The sequence below is a fragment of the Frigidibacter sp. ROC022 genome (genome assembly GCF_024723735.1).
Taxonomy (GTDB): Bacteria; Pseudomonadota; Alphaproteobacteria; order Rhodobacterales; family Rhodobacteraceae; genus SLM-1.
Genome location: NZ_JANQDU010000003.1, coordinates 234571 through 251921 on the forward strand (window position 1 = coordinate 234571; position 17351 = coordinate 251921).

At 66.7% G+C, this 17351-nt stretch carries 11 protein-coding genes; 7 read left to right on the forward strand and 4 right to left on the reverse strand.

From position 1 onward, the window contains the following. Positions 1 to 5 precede the first annotated feature (5 nt). Positions 6 to 935: a dihydrodipicolinate synthase family protein gene (locus NUW50_RS12895; protein WP_258289545.1), complete on the reverse strand. Its 930-nt coding sequence runs from the start codon at positions 933 to 935 to the stop codon at positions 6 to 8. A 291-nt stretch (positions 936 to 1226) separates the two neighbouring features. Here NUW50_RS12895 and NUW50_RS12900 point away from each other — a divergent pair, with 291 nt between their 5' ends. From NUW50_RS12900 to ftsH, 4 genes are all read left to right on the forward strand, one after another. Next, on the forward strand, positions 1227 to 2195 hold the full coding sequence (locus NUW50_RS12900; protein ID WP_258289546.1) for a tripartite tricarboxylate transporter substrate binding protein: 969 nt from the start codon (positions 1227 to 1229) through the stop codon (positions 2193 to 2195). A 29-nt stretch (positions 2196 to 2224) separates the two neighbouring features. Then, the gene (locus NUW50_RS12905) at positions 2225 to 2704 is read left to right on the forward strand and encodes a tripartite tricarboxylate transporter TctB family protein (protein WP_258289547.1); all 480 of its coding nucleotides are present in this window, start codon (positions 2225 to 2227) and stop codon (positions 2702 to 2704) included. Positions 2705 to 2706: 2 nt separating this feature from the next. Further along, a complete protein-coding gene (locus tag NUW50_RS12910; protein ID WP_258289548.1) occupies positions 2707 to 4200 on the forward strand; it encodes a tripartite tricarboxylate transporter permease in 1494 nt (497 codons plus the stop codon). 165 nt (positions 4201 to 4365) lie between these two features. Then, complete coding sequence (gene ftsH, locus NUW50_RS12915) at positions 4366 to 6195, forward strand: ATP-dependent zinc metalloprotease FtsH (protein ID WP_258289549.1); 1830 nt, start codon at positions 4366 to 4368, stop codon at positions 6193 to 6195. Positions 6196 to 6240: 45 nt separating this feature from the next. Here ftsH and NUW50_RS12920 read toward each other — a convergent pair whose 3' ends face one another. Both NUW50_RS12920 and NUW50_RS12925 read right to left on the reverse strand, forming a co-directional pair. After that, entirely contained in the window at positions 6241 to 9684 is a 3444-nt protein-coding gene (locus tag NUW50_RS12920) for a pyruvate carboxylase (protein WP_258289550.1), read from the reverse strand. 75 nt (positions 9685 to 9759) lie between these two features. After that, positions 9760 to 11298 carry an MDR family MFS transporter gene (locus tag NUW50_RS12925; RefSeq protein ID WP_258289551.1) on the reverse strand — a complete coding sequence of 513 codons (1539 nt, stop codon included), beginning with the start codon at positions 11296 to 11298 and terminating at the stop codon, positions 9760 to 9762. A gap of 172 nt (positions 11299 to 11470) precedes the next feature. On the opposite strand from NUW50_RS12925, the gene NUW50_RS12930 reads away from it, so the two are divergent. Next, positions 11471 to 12079, forward strand: coding sequence for a MarR family winged helix-turn-helix transcriptional regulator (locus NUW50_RS12930; RefSeq protein ID WP_258289552.1), 609 nt, complete (start codon positions 11471 to 11473; stop codon positions 12077 to 12079). Positions 12080 to 12088: 9 nt separating this feature from the next. Here NUW50_RS12930 and NUW50_RS12935 read toward each other — a convergent pair whose 3' ends face one another. Further along, entirely contained in the window at positions 12089 to 13234 is a 1146-nt protein-coding gene (locus NUW50_RS12935; RefSeq protein ID WP_258289553.1) for an alpha-hydroxy acid oxidase, read from the reverse strand. A 154-nt stretch (positions 13235 to 13388) separates the two neighbouring features. Between NUW50_RS12935 and NUW50_RS12940 the strand changes: the two genes are divergently transcribed. Together NUW50_RS12940 and NUW50_RS12945 are read left to right on the forward strand one after the other, a co-directional pair. Next, entirely contained in the window at positions 13389 to 14696 is a 1308-nt protein-coding gene (locus tag NUW50_RS12940; RefSeq protein WP_258289554.1) for a B12-binding domain-containing radical SAM protein, read from the forward strand. A gap of 135 nt (positions 14697 to 14831) precedes the next feature. Further along, the gene (locus tag NUW50_RS12945; protein ID WP_258289555.1) at positions 14832 to 17282 is read left to right on the forward strand and encodes an ATP-dependent helicase; all 2451 of its coding nucleotides are present in this window, start codon (positions 14832 to 14834) and stop codon (positions 17280 to 17282) included. Positions 17283 to 17351 lie beyond the last annotated feature (69 nt).

Consider the following 17351-nt stretch of genomic DNA (forward strand, 5'->3'; position numbering starts at 1 on the left):
GTCCCTTAGGCCGCCCTGAGACGCTCGGTAGCGGCCAGCACCGGATCGACCGCGGCGTCGATCAGGCGCATCCGGTCGGCGTCGACCCGCTCCATCGGCGCCCGCGGCTGGTAGAGCGGCAGCCCCTGGCGCGACTGGACGTATTTCACGCAGGCCGGCAGCATGTCATGCGGCATCGCGTTCCAGAGCGCGTTCAGCTTGAAATGCAGGTCCAGGGCGCCGGCGTGATCGCCGCGCTGCACCGCGTCGAAGATTGCCACGGTCGCGGCCGGAACCGCGCAGGTCAGGGCGCTGATGGCGCCATGCGCCCCCATCGAGAAGGCCGGATAGAGCAATGCATCGATGCCGCTGAGCACCAGGTTTTCCGGCTTCGCGGCCAGCAGCAGGTCCGAGACCGACTTCAGGTCGCCCGAGCTTTGCTTCATGCCGACGACGCCGGGCACCTCGTCCATGATCGTCAGCATCGCCTCGACGCTGAGGTAGTTCCAGGGGATCACGTTGTAGATCAGGATCGGGATCCGCGTTGCCTCCCAGATGGCGCGGAAATGCTCGATGGTGGCCTTCAGGCCGGGCTTGAACAGATAGTGGACCGGTGTGACCTGCAAGGCGTCGATCTTGATGTCGCCAAGCATCTCGATACGGTCGATGGCCTCGCGGGTCGAGTTGACGATCAGGCCGGCGACAAAGGGCACCCGGCCGGCGGTGGCGGCATGGGCTTCGGTCATCGCCCGGGCGAATTCGTCCGACGACAGCGTGTGGCCCTCGCCCGTCGATCCGCCGACAACCACGGCACGCACGCCCGATTCGATCATCAGATCGATCTGCGGCCCAAGCGCATCCGGGACAAGATTGCCCTCGGCGTCGAACGGCATCGACAGCGGCGGCAGGATGCCCGTCAGTTTGTTTCGCACCGAAAGGGCGACTTCATTCGGCATTTTGAACTCCCGTTTGCATTGTGTGGCCTGCCCCCACGCATGGACCGTGCGGGTTTGAATCCGTCGCCGGGAGCAGAGTTGCAATTCCGAATATCGGGATTGCGACCCGTTTTGTATAGCATGAATCTGCAAGACGCTGTCAATCAGGCCGACATATTGGCCGAATTTCCAAGCATATGTGGCGTTGGCGCAGAGTCTGACCCGTGTTCGGTAGGAGTTGCATGGGGTTTCGTGGGATGTTAATCCCGAAATACGGTATAGTGCAGCATGGCTGCGAATGGGAGGAAACTGATGGGAATTCTTAAGAAGGCCGCAATGGCGGCGATCGCGGTGGTGGCGACGGCCGGGACCGCGCTGGCAGAATATCCGGACCGTCCGATCACATTGATCGTGCCCTGGTCCGCGGGTGGCGGCACCGATGCGACGGGCCGGCTGATCGCCGCGCAGCTCGAAGAGGCGCTCGGCCAGCCGATCAGCGTCGTGAACCGCACCGGGGGCGGCGGCATCGTCGGCCATGCCGCCCTGGCCGAGGCCGAGCCGGATGGCTACACGCTGGGAATCATCACCACGGAACTGTCGATGTACAAGGCCGTGGGCTCGTCCGATCTCACCTATGCGGACTATTCGCTGATCGGGCTCTACAACGCCGACCCCTCGGCGATCTTCGTCAAGGCGGATTCGCCCTATCAGACGATTCAGGACCTGGCCGATGCGATCAAGTCGGATGTCGGTGCGCTGGATGCCAGCGGCGCCAATTTCGGCGGCCTTAACCACCTGTCCTGGATCAGCCTGGTGCAGGGGCTGGGGGCCGATGCCGAAAAGATCAACTGGGTGCCGACCGATGGCGGTGCGCCGTCGCTGCAACTGCTGGTGTCCGGTGCCATCGACGTGGTGGTGGCGCAGTTCCCGGAAGCCAAGGCGCTGATCGAGGCCGGCGAGATTCGCCCGCTTGCCTATCTGGGCAGCGAGCCCAACAAGGGCTTCCCCGACGTGCCGACGGTGAACGACGCTCTTGGCGTGAACTTCGCGATCGCCGGCTGGCGCGGTCTGGCGGGTCCGGCGGGTCTGCCGGATGACATCACCGCCAAGCTGGTCTCGGAACTCGACAAGATCGTGCATTCGGACTCCTTCGGCGAGTCGATGGACAAGCTGAATTTCGGCGTCGTCTGGGCCGGTGGCGATGACTTCAAGACCTATCTCGAACAGCGCGGCGAGGCCTTCGGCAGGGCCATCTCCTCTGCTGGTCTGGACAAGAAGTAATCCCGCCACGTCGAGGGAAGACCATGACAATGAAAGCCAGGCCGAACTCTGATCTTCTGATCGGTCTGGCCTTCACTGCCGGCGGCCTGGGGATATGCTACCAGGCCGCCGGTCTGCGCCCGATGCCGGGCATGGTGGTGGGATCGGGGCTGTTCCCGACGATCACCGGCGCCGCCATGTGCCTGTTCGGACTGGTGCTGGCGGTGGAGTCGCTGCTGCGCCCGTCTGAAGGCGGCGATGCCGCGCCCGGGGCGGGCCCGGACCGACGCCGCGGTGCGCTGCCGCTCTATTCCGTTCTGGTGCTGGTCGGCCTGGCCCTTTTGGGGGCGCTGCTGCCCTCGGTCGGCTTCATTCTCTGCGGCGTTGTGTTCACCGCGCTGGTCACGCGCCTCGGCGGCGCCGGCTGGACGGGCAGTCTTGTCTTCGCGCTGATCGCGACCTTCGGCCTGTACTATGTCTTTGTCTACGGGCTGCGGGTGCCGCTGCCGCACGGACTCTGGGGGTTCTGAGCGTGATCGACGCCTTCATCGCCGCCGCGGAACTGGTCTTCACCTTCAAGACCCTGCTGGTCATCCTGCTGGCCTCGGCCTTCGGCCTGTTCGTCGGCGCGATGCCGGGCCTGACCGCCACGATGGCCGCGGCGATCCTGGTGCCGATCACCTTCTACATGGACCCGATCCCGGCCATTGCCGCGATCATCTCCTGCACCGCGATGGCGATCACCGCCGGCGACATTCCCGGCGCATTGCTGCGGATTCCGGGCACCCCGGCCTCGGCCGCCTATGTCGAGGATTCCTACGGGCTGACGCGGAAGGGCAAGGCCAGCCTGGCCGTCGGCATCGGCATCACCTCGGCCATGATCGGCGGGCTTGTCGGGTCGCTGGTGATCGTCTTCGCCGCGCCGCTGCTGGCCCAGTTCGCGCTTGGCTTTTCCAGTTTCGAATATTTCTGGCTGGCCCTGCTGGGGCTCAGCTGCGCCGCGCTGGTCTCGGGCGGCGGCCTGGCCAAGGGATCGCTGTCGCTGCTGCTGGGGCTGTTCATCGCCCAGGTCGGGCTCGACCCCCTGATGGCCCAGCCCCGCTTCACGTTCGGCTCCAGCGAACTGGCCGGCGGGATCAGCTTCATTCCGGCGATGATCGGCATGTTCGCCCTGGCCGAGATTCTGCGGAACGGTCGCCACGGTGCGCGGCTGGAAAAACAGACCCGGGTCGGAAACCCGTTCCGCGGGATCGGGGCGGTGCTGTTCAAATACAAGAAGAACCTGTTTCGCGGCGCCGGTATCGGCGCCGTCATCGGGGCGCTTCCCGGGGTCGGCGGAGACCTCGCGGCCTGGATCACCTATGCGCTGGCCAAGCGGACCTCCAAGACGCCCGAGAAATTCGGTACCGGCCACCCCGAGGGCCTGGTCGAGGCCGGGGCGACGAACAATGCCGCGCTCAGCTCGGCCTGGATCCCGGCGATGGTCTTCGGCATTCCGGGCGACGCGGTGACCGCGATCGCGGTCGGCGTCCTGGTGATGAAGGGGATGGAGCCCGGCCCGCAGCTGCTGACCATGAACCCGCAGAATTTCTATGCGGTGCTGATGGTGTTCTTTCTGGCCAACCTGCTGCTGCTGCCCTTCGGGTATCTGGCCGCCAAGGCTTCGCGCTTCGTCTTCGACGTGCCGCGGTCCTATCTCAATGCCGCGATCCTGCTGTTCTGCGTGGTCGGGTCCTACGCGATCAACAATTCGATGCTGGGCGTCTGGGTGATGATCGGTCTTGGGATCATCGCCTATCTGCTGGAGGCCCGCGGCTTCGCCGTCGCCCCGATCATCCTGGGCATCGTCCTGGGGCCGCTGCTCGAAACCAATTTTACCACCTCCATGATGATCGCGCGCGGCGATGTCTGGGCCTTCTTCGAGCGGCCGGTGGCCGGGGTTCTGGGGGTCTCCACGATCGTGATCTGGGTGGCCGCGACCGTCTCGGGCCTGGTTTTAGCGCGTCGGCGCCGGATACGGGCCTGACCGCCCGGCGCCTTCCGAACATCGCCGCCGCACCGTCCCCGGAAACTGGGCGGACTTGATCCAGAATAAAGACCGGCCCGCAGGGGCGCCTATACAGGGGCGAACCCTTTCGCGGAACCGGCTCTGACAGGCCGCCCGCAATTCCTCAGTTTGTGAGACCCGACCGTGAACAGTAAGCAGAAACAGTTCAACTGGACCTTCTGGATCATCGCCGCGCTGATCTGGTTGGGCCTGCAAGCCTGGCTCGGCTATCGCAGCGTCCTGCCGCTGCAATACAGCGAGTTCCTGACCTATCTCCAGGACGGGAAGGTCGCCGAGGTGACCGTCACCGAAACCATGATCGAAGGGAAGTTCTCGCAGCCCGTCGAGGGCAAGGACTACTTCGTCACCCACCGGATCGAGCCGGACTTCGCGGCCGAGCTGGAGAAATACGACGTCAAGTTCGCCGGCGCCTCGGACCAGACCTGGCTGACCACCCTGATTTCCTGGGTCGCACCGGTGCTGTTGTTCTTCGGCCTGTGGATGATCCTGATGCGCCGCATGTCCGGCGGGCAGGGCGGGCTCGGCAGTCTGGTGAACATCGGCAAGTCCAAGGCGAAGGTCTATCTCGAGACCAAGACCGGCGTCACTTTCAAGGATGTCGCCGGGGTGGACGAGGCCAAGGGCGAGTTGCAGGAAATCGTCTCGTTCCTTCAGGACAAGGACAAATACGGCCGGCTCGGCGCGCATATCCCCAAGGGCATCCTGCTGGTCGGGCCGCCGGGGACCGGCAAGACGCTGCTGGCCCGTGCCGTCGCCGGGGAGGCCGGGGTGCCGTTCTTCTCGATTTCCGGTTCGGAATTCGTCGAGATGTTCGTCGGGGTCGGCGCCGCCCGGGTGCGCGACCTGTTCGAGCAGGCCCGGAAGGCGGCGCCCTGCATCATCTTCATCGACGAGCTGGACGCGCTTGGCCGGGCCCGCTCGGCGGTGTCGGGCTATGGCGGCGGAGACGAGAAGGAGCAGACGCTGAACCAGCTTCTGTCCGAGCTCGACGGTTTCGATCCGCGGGTGGGCATCGTGCTTCTGGCAGCGACCAACCGGCCCGAGGTCCTGGACGCGGCACTGCTGCGGGCCGGGCGGTTCGACCGGCAGATCGTCGTGGACCGGCCCGAGCGCAAGGGGCGGGTGGATATCCTGAAGGTCCATACCAAGCGCATCAAACTGTCCGAGGATGTCGATCTGGATCAGGTGGCGGCGATCACCACCGGCTTCACCGGCGCCGATCTGGCCAACCTTGTCAACGAGGCGGCGATCGTGGCGACCCGGCGCAACGGCGACAAGGTGACGATGGCCGATCTGACGGCGGCGGTGGAACGGATCGTGGCGGGGGTGGAGCGCAAGTCGCGGGTGCTGGGCAGCGCCGAACGGGCGCGGGTCGCGCATCACGAGATGGGCCATGCGCTGGCGGCGGCGAACGTGGAGCACGCCGATCCGGTGCACAAGGTCTCGATCATCCCGCGGTCGATCGGGGCGCTCGGCTACACGATGCAGCGCCCGACCGAGGACCGCTTCCTGATCACCTTCTCCGAGCTGAAGGACCGCATGACGGTCCTGATGGCCGGGCGCGCCGCCGAGGAACTGGTGTTCGACGAGATTTCCACCGGCGCCTCGGACGATCTTGCCAAGGCCACCGACATCGCGCGGGAATGCGTGACCCGGTTCGGCATGACTTCGGTGGGGCAGACCGTGCTGGAGGACAAGCCCGGCCAGTATCTGGACCAGAAGGCCCTGGGCATCGCGACCCGGGACTACTCCGAGGAAACCGCGCGCGAGGTCGATCTGGCGGTGCGCGGGCTGATCGACGCGGCCTATCAGCGGGCCAAGGAGATCCTGACCGCCCATCTGTCCGATCTGAAGGCCGGGGCGGCGCTGTTGCTGGAAAAGGAAACCATCACGCCGGCAGATTTCGCCCCGATCGCGCGCGGCAAGCCGCCCGAAGACGATCAGGCGGCCTGAGGCGGGGGCAGATCGGCCGGGCCGGCACTTCGGCCCGGCGCGATCCTAGTCCAGCTCCACCAGCAGGTCCTTGGCGTCGATCTGGTCGCCCGGCGCCACATGCACCGCCTTCACCGTGGCGTCGCGGTCGGCGTGGATGCCGGTCTCCATCTTCATCGCCTCGATGGTCAGCAGCAGGTCGCCCTGCTTGACCTTGGCGCCGGCCACCGCCGCCACACTCGCGACCACGCCCGGCATCGGGGCGCCGACATGGGCCGGATTGCCGGGCTGCGCCTTGGGTCGCGCCGCCGTCACGCCCTTGGCCTTGCGGTTCGGCACCCGGATCAGCCGCGGCTGGCCGTTCAGTTCGAAGAACACCTTGGCCTCGCCCCGGTCGTCGGTCTCGCCCACCGCCTGCAGGCGGATTTCCAGGGTCTTGCCGGGGTCGATCTCGGCAGTGATCTCCTCGCCCGGCTCCATGCCGTAGAAGAAGGTCTTGGTCGGCAGGGTGCGCACCGGGCCGTAGGTGGCGTGGCGGCCCATGTAGTCGAGAAAGACCTTCGGATACATCAGATAGCCGTTCAGGTCCTCGTCATCGACCTTGAACCCGTTGAGCTGCTTCGACAGGTCGGCCCGCGTCGCTTCCAGATCGACCGGCTCCATCGCCTTTCCGGGGCGCTCCTTCAGCGGCTTCTCGCCCTTCAGGACCTTGGCCTGCAGGGCCTTGGGCCAGCCGCCGGGCGGTTGCCCGAGGTTGCCGCGCATCATGTCGACCACCGAATCGGGGAAGGCGACCTCGACATTCGGGTCTTCGACCTCGGCCCGGGTCAGCCCCTGCGCCACCATCATCAGCGCCATGTCCCCCACGACCTTCGACGAGGGCGTCACCTTGACGATGTCGCCGAACATCTGGTTGACCTCGGCATACATCTTGGCGACCTCGTGCCAGCGTTCCTCCAGACCCAGCCCGCGCGCCTGCGCCTTGAGGTTGGTGAACTGGCCGCCGGGCATCTCGTGCAGATAGACCTCGGACGCCGGGGCCTGAAGCCCGCTTTCGAAGGCGGCGTATTGCGCCCGCACCGTCTCCCAGTAGTTCGAGACCTCGCGCACCACCTCGATGTCGATCCCGGTCTCGCGGTCGGTGCCCTTCAGCGCCTCGACCAGCGTGCCCATCGTCGCCTGGCTGGTGTTGCCCGAAAGCGAATCCATCGCCGCGTCCACCGCGTCCACGCCGGCCTCGGCGGCGGCAAGGATCGTCGCGCAGGCGATTCCGGCGGTGTCATGGGTGTGGAAATGGATCGGCAGGCCGACCTCTTCCTTCAGCGCCTTGACAAGAATGCGGGCGGCGGCGGGTTTCAGCAGCCCGGCCATGTCCTTGAGCCCCAGCACATGCGCCCCGGCGGCTTCCAGCTCCTTCGCCATGCCGACATAGTATTTCAGGTCGTATTTTGCGCGGTCCGGATTGCCCAGGTCGCCGGTGTAGCAGATCGTGCCCTCGCAGACCTTGCCGGACTCGATCACCGCATCCATCGCCACCCGCATGTTCTCGACCCAGTTCAGGCTGTCGAAGGTGCGGAAGATATCGACACCGCTGGCGGCGGCCTGACGCACGAAGGACTGCACCACATTGTCGGGATAGTTGGTGTATCCGACCCCGTTCGAGGCACGCAGAAGCATCTGGGTCAGCAGGTTCGGCATCGCCGCCCGCAGGTCGCGGAGCCGTTGCCAGGGGCATTCCTGCAGGAACCGGTAGGCGACGTCGAAGGTCGCCCCGCCCCAGCATTCGACGCTGAACAGCTCGGGCAGATTGGCGGCATAGGCCGGCGCCACCCGGATCATGTCGATCGAGCGCATCCGCGTGGCCAGCAGGCTCTGGTGCCCGTCGCGCATCGTGGTGTCGGTCAGCAGCAGCCGGTCCTGCGCCTTCATCCAGTCGGCCAGCCCCTGCGGCCCGGTCTCGTCGAGGATCTGCCTCGTGCCGCGCGGCGGTTCGGGCCGGCGCAGCAGCGGCGGCCGGGGCGGCTTGGCATCGGCGGCGGGCAGGGGCCGGCCCTCGGTCTCGGGATGGCCGTTGATGGTGATGTCCGCGATGTAGGTGAGGATCTTCGTCGCCCGGTCGCGCCGCGCCGAGAACTGGAACAGCTCCGGTGTCTGGTCGATGAACTTGGTGTGATACTCGTTGTTCAGGAAGGTCGGGTGCTTCAGCAGGTTTTCGACAAAGGCAATGTTGGTCGAGACGCCCCTGATCCGGAACTCGCGCAGGGCCCGGTCCATCCGGGCAATCGCGGCCTCGGGGGTCGGCGCCCAGGCGGTGACCTTCTCCAGCAGCGAATCGTAATAGCGGGTGATCACCGCGCCCGAATAGGCGGTGCCGCCGTCCAGCCGGATGCCCATGCCGGTCGCGCCGCGATAGGCGGTGATCCGGCCGTAATCGGGGATGAAGTTGTTGGTCGGGTCCTCGGTGGTGATCCGGCACTGGATCGCATGGCCGTGCAGGCGCACGTCATACTGGCTGGGCGTGCCGGTCGCCTCCATCAGGCTCTTGCCCTCGGCGATCATTATCTGCGCCTGGACGATGTCGATGCCGGTGACTTCCTCGGTCACCGTATGTTCGACCTGGACCCGCGGATTGACCTCGATGAAATAGAAGGCGCCGGTCTCCATATCCATCAGGAACTCGACCGTTCCGGCGCATTCGTAATTCACCGCTTCGGCGATCTTCTTGCCGAGCCCGCAGACCTCCTCGCGCTGCGCCGGCGACAGATAGGGAGCGGGCGCGCGCTCGACGACCTTCTGGTTGCGGCGCTGCACCGAGCAGTCGCGTTCGTAGAGATGATAGATATGGTCCTGGCTGTCGCCGAGGATCTGCACCTCGACATGGCGGGCCTTGAGAATCATCTTTTCCAGGTAGCCCTCGCCATTGCCAAAGGCGGCCTCGGCCTCGCGCCGGCCCTCGCGCAGCTTTTCCTCAAGCTCGTCCTCGGACTCGATCGGCCGCATCCCGCGCCCGCCGCCGCCCCAGCTGGCCTTGAGCATCAGCGGATAGCCGACCTCGGCCGCCTGGGCCCTGATCCTGTCCATGTCGTCGCCCAGCACCTCGGTCGCCGGGATCACCGGCACCCCGGCGGCGATGGCGACCTTGCGGGCCGAGGCCTTGTCGCCAAGCGCACGCATCGTCTCGGCCTTGGGGCCGATGAAGGTGATGCCATTGGCGGTGCAGGCATCGACGAAATCGGGATTCTCGCTCAGCAGCCCGTAGCCCGGATGGATCGCGTCGGCACCCGAGAGCTTGGCGACCCGGATCATCTCCTCGATCGAGAGATAGGCCGCCACCGGTCCCAGTCCTTCGCCGATCCGATAGGCTTCGTCGGCCTTGAAACGGTGCAGGCTCAGCTTGTCCTCTTCGGCATAGACCGCGACCGTCTTCTTGCCGAGCTCGTTTGCGGCCCGCATCACCCGGATCGCGATCTCGCCGCGGTTGGCAATCAGGATTTTCTTGAATTCTGGCATGAGGCTCCCCCGGCTTCGTTACGCCAGTGTCATGCTGCAGTGCGGAAAACGCAAGGGGGCGGCGGCTGTCGGGGCCTATTCGGACTTGTGCACCATCCGGTTCGTCAGGGGCCGTTCCTCTAGGATCAGCGAAAACCCGAAACCCACCAGGGCAATCCCGGCCGCGATCCAGTAGATCGGGTGCAGCGCACCGACCACCGCGGCAATCGCGCTCTCGCGCAGGTCCGGTGGCATCGCGGCCATCATCTGCGGCCCGATCTCCAGACCGCCGCCAAGGTCGGCGGCACCCTGCACCGCGCCCAGTCGCGATGCCATGCCCGAGGCGAACAGGGCGCCGAACAGCGCCACGGCCATCGACCCGCCGACCTGCCTGAACATCAGCCCGGCAGCGGTCGCGGTTCCCAGTTGCTGGCGCGGCACCGCGTTCTGCACCGCCGTGGTCAGTACCGGGAAGATGCAGCCCATGCCCAGCCCGACCAGAAGGATGAAGAACCCGATCAGCGGGTAGGGCGTGGTGTCGGTTATCGTCGACAGCGTCAGCATCCCGACGATCAGAAAGCTGGTGCCTATCCGGGTCAGGATCCGGTATTTCCCGGTCCGCCCCATGTATTGGCCCGCCAGGGTCGAGGCGCTCATGATCCCCGCGGTCATTGGGATCAGCTGCCAGCCCGACACCGTCGGGGTCGAGCCCTGGGCGATCTGCAGGAACACCGGAATGAAGGTGATCGAGCCGAACATCGACGCCCCGGCGACAAAGCCGATCACGCAGGTGACCCAGAACACGTTCAGCCTGAACAGGCCCAGCGGCAGGATCGGCTCGGCCGCGCGGCGCTCGATCATCAGGAAGGCGGCCAGCGACAGCAGCGCCAGCGCCATGAGGCCCAGCGACATGGGGCTGCTCCAGGGCAGGGTGCGCCCGCCCAGCGAGGTGACCAGCACCGTCGCGCCCAGGGTCAGGCTCAGCGCGATGGCCCCGGCATAGTCGATCTTGTGCGACACCCGGTCGGGATGCGCCTTGAAGCCCAGGGTAAAGCCCACCACCGCCGCCAGCCCGAGCGGGATGTTGATGTAGAAGATCCAGTGCCAGGACAGGTTCTCGACGAACCAGCCGCCCAGCAGCGGCCCGATGACCGACGAGGTCGAGAATACCGCCGCGAAAACGCCCTGCACCTTGCCGCGATCCTTGGGCGCGATCACGTCGCCGATGATCGACAGCGCCAGGACGAACAGCCCGCCGCCGCCAAGCCCCTGCAGGGCCCGCGACACGATCAGGAAGGTCATCGACTGCGACAGGCCGCAGAGCGCCGAACCGGTCAGGAACATCCCCACCGAGATGAAGACCATGACCCTGCGGCCATAGAGATCGCCCATCTTGCCGTAGAGCGGCGCCACGATGGTCGATGCCAGGATATAGGCGGTGACCACCCAGCTCAGATGTTCCAGCCCGCCAAGATCGGCGACAATGGTCGGCAGCGCCGTCGAGACGATGGTCTGGTCCAGCGAGGCCAGCAGCAGCAGCACCGCCACCGAGCCGATGACCACGCGCACCGCGCTGTCCGGTGACGGGACGGGGGCGGCGGTTCGGGCATCCGGGGATTGGGTGGTATTGGTCACGGGACGAGGGCTCCGGATCTCGGACGGGGAAGCGGCGCGGTACGGGGTCCGCAGCCGCGGCGAGAGCTAGCTGTCGCCACGATATGTGTCAAGCGCATGTATATGCGCATGGCATGTTATTGACTTTTGCATATGTTTCTGCCATGCGGCGCCACATGGGGACAGGCAGGTCATGAGCAAGGGCTGGAAATACGGCGATCCGGTGCCGTTCATGCACGACCGGGTGGCCGAGACCCTGCGCGCGGAAGGTCTGGCCGACGCGGCGATTCCGGCTCTGCTCGACTTCGACACCGCGAATTTCCAGTGGCACCGGGTCGTGGCGCGCGGCGAGATCATGCAGTCGATCCTGAACCGGCTGAAGGTCGATCTCGACCTGTCGCTCTATCAGGGACTGCTGGCGCTGATCCGTATCCAGGCCGGTGTCGGACGCGAGGCCGCGCAGCCCACCATCGGGCTGGTGGCCGAGGAGATGGCGGTGGACCCGTCGCGGGCCAGCCGGATCGTCTCGGAACTGGTCAATCGCGGCTATGTCCGCCGCGAGGTGGCGCAGGACGACGGTCGCCGCTCGGTCCTGTCGCTGACGCCCAGGGGGTTCGAATTGCTGGGCCGGTTCCGGGCCGAGAAATGGCAGATCATGGCCCGCGTGTTCCGCGACTGGGAGCCCGAGAGCGTTGCCCATTTCGCCCGCTCGATCCGGGCCTATACCGAAAGCGTGCAGGCGGTGATGGCCGAACGCGCCGCCGAACCGGCGCCCGAGCCGCCCGATTGCGGGTCGGACTAGGGTTGCCGCTCAGACTCCGCTGACCACCGCCTTGCGCACATCCGCCGGTTTCTCCGCCGCCAGTTGCCCCAGGTTGGCCCGCAGGTCCGCGGTCAGCATCTGCACCAGATGCTCGGCCCCGGCCGCGCCCAGGGCGCCCAGGGCATAGTGGAATGCCTTGCCGAGAAAGACGAAATCGGCGCCCATCGCGATGGCGCGCAGGATGTCCAGCCCGCCCTCGATGCCGCTGTCGTAGATCAGCGGGTATTCCGGGCCGACCGCCGCCCGGATGCCGGGCAGGCAGTCCAGCGCTGCCGGTGCCCCGTCGAACTGCCGTGCCGCGTGGTTCGAGACCCAGACCGCATCGACCCCGGCATCCTTCAGCCGCAGCGATACCTCCGGGTCCAGCACGCCCTTGACGACGAACTTGCCGCTCCATTCCTCGCGCAGCATCTCGACATAGTCCCATTCGGGCGCGATCCGCATCAGATAGCCGATATGCGCGGTCGAGGGCAGGGCGCCCTTGTGCTCCGAATACCGTTCGATGAAGCGCATCTTCGGCATACCCAGCCGGGCGGTGCCCAGGGCCCAGGCCGGGCATTGCGCAATATGCCAGAGCGTGCGCGGGGTGATCTGCGGCGGATGCGTCAGCCCGCCGCGAATCTGCCGCTCGCGCCGCGAACTGGCCGGCACGTCCACCGTCAGCACCAGGGTATGGAACCCGGCGCCCTTGATCCGGGCCAGCATGTCGGCGCGCACCGCGGGATCGCGCGGCGGATAAAGCTGGAACCAGCCCTGATCGCCCACCACATCCGCGACATCCTCGGGCGCCCGGGTGGCCATGGTGGACATCGCATAGGGGATCGCGTGCCGCGCCCCCAGCTCGGCCAGAATCCGTTCCGCCCCCGGCCACATCGCGCCGGACATGCCCACCGGGGCAATCCCGAAGGGCAGCCCCTGCTTGCAGCCCAGCAACTCGACCGAGAGATCGGCGGTCACCTCGCCCTTCAGCACCTGCGGCAGGAACAGCACCCGGTCCAGCGCGGCGCGGTTGCGGACCATCCCGGTCTCGGTCCCGGTGGCGCTGTCGAGATATTCCCACATGAAATGCGGTATCCGGCGCCGGGCACGGGCGCGCAGGTCGGAGAGGGCGGGGTAGCGTGTGTCGAGATCCATACCCGGTTTCTGGCCCGGCGGCGCGGGATTGGCAACGGGCTCTGTCGCCCGCGGCAGGGGGCTGGCCCCGACAAACCTGCGGGGGTCGGGTATTCCGGCGTTGACGCAACGGCATTGCGGCCCAATGCTGGACCCGGCTCCAAGGAGGGCGCGGATGCAGATTGTCTTTCTGGAGATCGACACCGATGCGGAATGGGCAGTCTGCTCGCTCGGCCCCGCCTTTCTGGCCGCCGTGGCGCGGCAGGCCGGTCATCAGGCGCGGATGCTGCGGATCCCCGAATCCGAACCGATCGACGAGGCGGTGGCGCGGGTCAGGGCGGCCGGTCCGGACCTGATCGGCATCTCGATGACGACCCGGCAATGGCTGCGCGGCCGGGCCCTGGCCAATGCGCTGCGCGAGGTCGCGGATATCCCGCTGCTGGCCGGCGGGCTGCACGCCACCTTCTCGCCCGACCAGGTGCTGGGCGAACCCGGCTTCGACGCGGTCTGCCTGGGCGAGGGCGAGGCCCCCTTCGCGGCGCTGCTGCGGCATCTGGAGCGCGGCGGCACCCTGGCCACGGCGCGGATGCAGAACATCTGGATCAAGGGGCAGCCGCATCCCGGCCTCGCCCCGCCGGTGGCCGAGATCGACGACATTCCCTTCATGGCCCGCGACATGCTCGACGAACGCTATGGCGTGCGCCACATGACCACGCAGCGCGGCTGCCCCTTCCCCTGCACCTATTGCGCGGCGCGGATGTATGACCAGCTCTATGACGGGATCGGGACTTATGGCCGGCGGCGCACGCTGGACTCGGTGATGGCCGAGCTCAAGGACATTCGCGCGAACGGCGAGTTGAATTATGTCATTTTTCTGGACGATACCTTCACGATCAACCACCCTTGGGTGTTCGAATTCTGCAAGCGGATGCCGGAAGAGATCGGCGTCGGATTCTCGATCCACGCCCGCGCCGAGACCCTGAATCCGAAACTGATCGCGGCTCTGGCGGCGGGCGGCTGCAAGCATGTCGTCTTCGGCGTCGAGAGCGGTTCGGAACGGTTGCGGCGCGAGGTGATGAAGCGGCCGGTGACCAATGCGCGGATGATCGAGATCTTCCAGCGCACCCGCGACGCCGGGATGATCGCCACCGCCAACTACATGATGGGCGTGCCGGGCGAGACGCGCGAGGATCTCCAGGCGACGCTCGACCTGCACCGGGAGTTGAAGCCCACTGATTTCGGCTATTTCGTCTTCTATCCCTTCCCGGGCACCCAGTTGTTCGAACATTGCCGCCAGCATGGCTATCTGCCCGAGAACTGGCAGAGCCTGCCGGCGCGTCACGACGCCTCGATCCTGAACCTGCCGGACCTGACGCCCGGGGATATCGCGGAGAACTACGCGAAATGGACCCAGGTGCGCGAAGAGGACACCGCCCGGCGCTCGGTCCCCGCCGCGGCCCCGGTCTCGGCGAGTGCCTGCTGACCGGGGCGCGGGCTGCGGCGGCGGGAGCCTCCGGCGGGAGTATTTGGGAACCCGGAGATGGGCCGTCAGGGCCGGCAGGCGCGCGGAACGGAATAGGAACTTTTCCTTGCCGCCGTTTGCTTCTATCCTGCGGCCATGAGCAGGTTCGATGACGAGTCAGAGGCGTTCGAAGGCGCTGCGCAGGCGGGCGGCGGGCTGTCGCTCAGCCAACAGGCGATCGGTGCCCGCGGGGCGCCCTATCTCGACGATCTGAACCCGGAGCAGCGCGCCGCGGTCGAGGCGCTGGACGGGCCGGTGCTGATGCTGGCTGGGGCCGGGACCGGTAAGACCAAGGCGCTGACCACCCGGATCGCGCATCTCTTGAACACCGGCCGGGCGCGGCCGAACGAGATTCTTGCCGTCACCTTCACCAACAAGGCGGCGCGCGAGATGAAGGAACGCGTGGCGCGGCTGCTGGGCCAGACGGTCGAGGGCATGCCCTGGCTGGGGACCTTCCACGCCATCGGGGTCAAGCTGCTGCGCCGCCATGCCGAGCTGGTGGGGCTGAAGTCGAATTTCACCATTCTCGACACCGATGACCAGATCCGGCTGCTCAAGCAGTTGATCCAGGCCGAGAACATCGACGACAAGCGCTGGCCGGCGCGGATGCTGGCCGGGCTGATCGACGGCTGGAAGAACCGCGCCTGGACGCCGGAGAAGGTGCCCGCCTCCGAGGCCGGGGCCTACAACCACCGCGGAACCGAGATTTATGCCGCCTATCAGGAGCGGTTGCGGGCCTTGAACGCGGTGGATTTCGGCGACCTGCTGCTGCACGTCCTGACCATTTTCCAGACCCATGCGGATGTGCTGGCGCAATACCGGCGCTGGTTCCGCTATATCCTGGTCGACGAGTATCAGGATACCAATGTCGCCCAGTATCTCTGGCTGCGGCTCCTGGCACAGAAGCATCACAACATCTGCTGTGTCGGTGACGACGACCAGTCGATCTATGGCTGGCGCGGCGCCGAGGTCGGCAACATCCTGCGGTTCGAGAAGGATTTTCCCGGCGCCACGGTGGTGCGGCTGGAGCAGAACTATCGCTCGACCCCGCATATCCTGGCCGCCGCGAGCGGGGTGATCGCGGGCAACGAGGGACGGCTGGGCAAGACGCTCTGGACCGATCTGGCCGAGGGCGAGAAGGTGCGGCTGATCGGCCATTGGGACGGCGAGGAAGAGGCGCGCTGGATCGGCGACGAGCTCGAGGCCCTGTGCCAGGGCAGCCGCGGCATGGCGCCGATGAGCCTGGACGATTGCGCCATTCTGGTCCGCGCCAGTCACCAGATGCGCGCCTTCGAGGACCGGTTCCTGACCATCGGTCTGCCCTATCGGGTGATCGGCGGGCCGCGGTTCTACGAGCGGTTGGAAATCCGCGATGCGATGGCCTATTTCCGCGTCGCGGTCAGCCCCGATGACGATCTGGCCTTCGAGCGGATCGTCAACACGCCGAAGCGCGGCATGGGCGACAAGGCGATGCAGACCCTGCAGGGGATCGCGCGGCGGCAGGGGGTGCCCTTGCTCGAGGCGGCGCGGATCGCGGTGGCGCATGGCGAATTGTCCGGCAAGGCCAAGGGCGCCATGGGGCTGCTGGTCGATCAGTTCGACCGCTGGCACGCGCTGGCGCTCGGACCGCTGGAACCGGTGGCCGCCGATGCGGATGCGGTGATCGAGGAGGACGGCGCGCAGGCGGCCGGGCGCGGCGCTGCGGGGATCAGCCATATCGAACTGGCCGAGCAGATACTCGAGGAGTCGGGCTACACCGCGATGTGGCAGGCCAGCAAGACGCCCGAGGCGGCGGGGCGGCTGGAGAACCTGAAGGAACTGATCAAGGCGCTGGAGAATTTCGACAACCTGCAGGGGTTCCTGGAGCATGTCGCGCTGATCATGGACAACGAGACCGAGACCGGCGAGGCCAAGGTCAGCATCATGACTCTGCACGCTGCCAAGGGGCTGGAGTTTCCGGCGGTGTTCCTGCCCGGTTGGGAAGACGGGTTGTTTCCGTCGCAGCGGAGCATGGACGAGAGCGGGTTGAAGGGGGTCGAGGAGGAACGGCGGCTGGCCTATGTCGGGATCACCCGGGCAGAGCGGCTGTGCACGATTTCCTTCGCGGCGAACCGGCGGGTCTACGGGCAGTGGCAATCGGCGCTGCCGTCGCGCTTCGTGGACGAGCTTCCGGCGGAACATGTCGAGGTGCTGACACCGCCGGGGCTCTATGGCGGCGGCTACGGTGCGGCGGCGCCGGCGGCGACGCTGGACGAACGGGTCGCGCGGGCGGATGTCTACAACTCGCCGGGCTGGAAGCGGATGCAGAGCCGGGCGAAGGCGCGGCCGACGGCGCAGCCTTCCGAGGCGCGGCATATCGTGATCGACGCCGAGGCGGCGCCGGCCTTTGAGCTGGGGGCGCGGGTGTTCCACCGGAAATTCGGCTACGGGGCGGTCACCGGGATCGAGGGCGACAAGCTGGAGATTGCCTTCGAAAAGGCCGGGACCAAGAAGATCGTCGCCGGCTTCGTGGTGGCCGCCGAAAGCGCCGATGACGTGCCGTTCTAGGCCGATTCCCGGGCGTCCCCATGGGGACGGGGGTCCAAACATTTGAAATACAACGAAAACCGGAATCCA

What these genes read in the sequence shown, in the direction of transcription:
- NUW50_RS12895 (WP_258289545.1), bottom strand. Translation starts at nt 935, where the DNA reads ATGCCGAATGAAGTCGCCCTTTCGGTGCGAAACAAACTGACGGGCATC.
- NUW50_RS12900 (WP_258289546.1), top strand. Translation starts at nt 1,227, where the DNA reads ATGGGAATTCTTAAGAAGGCCGCAATGGCGGCGATCGCGGTGGTGGCG.
- NUW50_RS12905 (WP_258289547.1), top strand. Translation starts at nt 2,225, where the DNA reads ATGAAAGCCAGGCCGAACTCTGATCTTCTGATCGGTCTGGCCTTCACT.
- NUW50_RS12920 (WP_258289550.1), bottom strand. Translation starts at nt 9,684, where the DNA reads ATGCCAGAATTCAAGAAAATCCTGATTGCCAACCGCGGCGAGATCGCG.
- NUW50_RS12930 (WP_258289552.1), top strand. Translation starts at nt 11,471, where the DNA reads ATGAGCAAGGGCTGGAAATACGGCGATCCGGTGCCGTTCATGCACGAC.
- NUW50_RS12935 (WP_258289553.1), bottom strand. Translation starts at nt 13,234, where the DNA reads ATGGATCTCGACACACGCTACCCCGCCCTCTCCGACCTGCGCGCCCGT.
- NUW50_RS12940 (WP_258289554.1), top strand. Translation starts at nt 13,389, where the DNA reads ATGCAGATTGTCTTTCTGGAGATCGACACCGATGCGGAATGGGCAGTC.
- NUW50_RS12945 (WP_258289555.1), top strand. Translation starts at nt 14,832, where the DNA reads ATGAGCAGGTTCGATGACGAGTCAGAGGCGTTCGAAGGCGCTGCGCAG.